The sequence below is a fragment of the Oceanisphaera sp. genome (assembly GCF_052084945.1).
GTDB lineage: Bacteria > Pseudomonadota > Gammaproteobacteria > Enterobacterales > Aeromonadaceae > Oceanimonas.
Genome location: NZ_JBQDEX010000158.1, coordinates 2,224 through 4,265, shown reverse-complemented (window position 1 = coordinate 4,265; position 2,042 = coordinate 2,224). Strand labels below are relative to the sequence as shown.

At 49.3% G+C, this 2,042-nt stretch carries 2 protein-coding genes; both read right to left on the bottom strand.

Annotated features, from left to right (window positions below):
- Positions 1-4: 4 nt before the first annotated feature.
- The gene (gene modC / locus ACTHY5_RS11305) at positions 5-1,069 is read right to left on the bottom strand and encodes a molybdenum ABC transporter ATP-binding protein (RefSeq protein WP_441879687.1); all 1,065 of its coding nucleotides are present in this window, start codon (positions 1,067-1,069) and stop codon (positions 5-7) included.
- Positions 1,066-1,743: a molybdate ABC transporter permease subunit gene (modB, locus tag ACTHY5_RS11300; protein ID WP_441879689.1), complete on the bottom strand. Its 678-nt coding sequence runs from the start codon at positions 1,741-1,743 to the stop codon at positions 1,066-1,068. The genes modC and modB overlap by 4 nt, the downstream gene beginning before the upstream one ends.
- Positions 1,744-2,042 lie beyond the last annotated feature (299 nt).

The following is a 2,042-nucleotide window of genomic DNA, read 5'->3' as shown; positions in this document are numbered from 1 at the left end:
TTTTTTAATTTAATAAAGCGGCGGCTTTGATTAAGGCGTAGCAATGGCGGCCTTCGGTGAGCTTTAATTGCTCAACTGAGTAGGCGGAAAGCTGAGCGGGTATTTGTTGGCCGCCGTTAAGCGCTAAGCGTAATAACACTCGTCCTGTTGACGAGGGAGCAATGCTTAACACCTTAGCTGGCAGTTGGTTAACAATAGAAATATTGGCCACCGGCTCTAGGGCTATGCTCACATCACTGGCTAAAATTCGGACTCGTGCTGGACCTGTCCCTGCGGGGTTATTGCCTGCTAACCATAAGCGCCCTACGTCGCTGTCAAAAGGTAAGCGTCCATCGGCTAATGGTGTTGCAATGCGCCCTTCTATAATGCCGGCGACTTGCTCATGGCGATATAAAGGCGTGTTGGGTCTGGCAAGGGCTTGTTGCAGGCTATCGTTATGAGTGATGCGCCCTTTGTCCATTAATAGCACCCTATTGGCTAAGCGCTCAACTTCAACTGGGGCGTGGGTAACATAAAAAATGGGCACCTTGGCCTGCTCAGATAAATGTTCTAGCAGCGGCATAATTTCTTGCTTGGCACCATTATCTAACGCCGAGAGCGGCTCATCTAGCAGTAATAATTCGGGGCTGGTTAATAAGGCGCGCCCTATAGCGACTCGCTGGCGCTGGCCGCCGGATAGTTGCTCGCCACCTTGTTGTAATAACGGAGTCAGCCCTAACCAGTCAATAAGCTGGTCTTTGTCTGCTCGCCGCTGGGCTTGGGGTAAGCGGCGCCAGCCATACTCAAGGTTTTTTTGTACGCTAAGATGAGGAAATAAGCTAGCTTCTTGAAATACATAGCCTAAGCGTCGTTTGTAGGTTGGCACAAACAGCGACTTGTCTTGCCAGCATTGTTGGCCTAACCAAAAATGCCCCGCACACTGCTCTAAACCGGCAATGGCACGGAGCAAGGTGGTTTTGCCACATCCTGATGGGCCAAATAACGCGGTAACACCATAAGCTGGTAGGGTGAAGTTAACGTCTAGTTGAAAGTTTTTTCGCTGAACCTGAAAAGCGGCGTTAATGGTCATACTCGTACCACCGAAAAACGTCGATTTAAGGCATACACGGCCAATAAAATACTAAATGACAGCACCAGTAAGATCCCTGAAAGTAAGTGCGCTTGGCCATATTGGAGGGTTTCTACATGATCGTAAATAGCAATAGAGACCACTTGGGTGACGCCAGGAATATTGCCACCTATCATCAATACCACCCCAAATTCACCCAAGGTGTGGGCAAACCCTAATACCACTGCGGTTAAAAAACCATTACGCGCCAGTGGCAGTACCACAGTAAAAAAACGATCCAACGGGGAGGCTCGCAAAGTAGCGGCTACCTCTAGTGGTCTTTTGCCTAAGTTAGCGAACGCGCCTTGCAAGGGCTGCACTACAAAAGGCAACGAGTAAAATGCTGAGCCAATCACTAAGCCGGTAAAGCTAAATGCTAATGTACCGCCGCCTAGGGCATGAGAGGCTTTACCAAAAATGCCGTTAGGCCCTAGCGCTAACAGCATATAAAAGCCCAGCACCACTGGCGGCAATACTAAAGGCAGCGCCACCATAGCTTCTATGATGGTTTTAAAGCGACTTTGGGTTTGGCTTAGCCACCATGCCAGCGGCATGCCGATGATTAATAATACCAACACCGTAATGCCGGCTAAGCGCAGCGTGACCAAAAGGGCTGTAATATCGTCTGCAGACAACGACATATTGGTTCCTTTTCAGGGAGCTGTCAGCCGTAAGCTGTCAGCTATCGGTTAAGAAAACACGGTTTGTTATACCAATCAGCGTAAAGCAGCCATACGCTTTACGTTACACGCCTTACGTAGCCACCAAACCGGTAACGTATGGCGTAGCGCGTTAAACGTATCGCTCTCTTTTAGCCGTCATTGCGAGGAGCGCAGCGACGTGGCAATCCATTCTACAGGCAGCCATACGTCATACGCCTTACGTAAACATCCAGACAGTGTTTTTTAACGTATGGCGTAGCGCGTTAAACGTA

Excerpts from the sequence above, each read along its gene's own strand:
- modC (WP_441879687.1), bottom strand. The coding sequence starts at position 1,069 with ATGACCATTAACGCCGCTTTTCAGGTTCAGCGAAAAAACTTTCAACTA.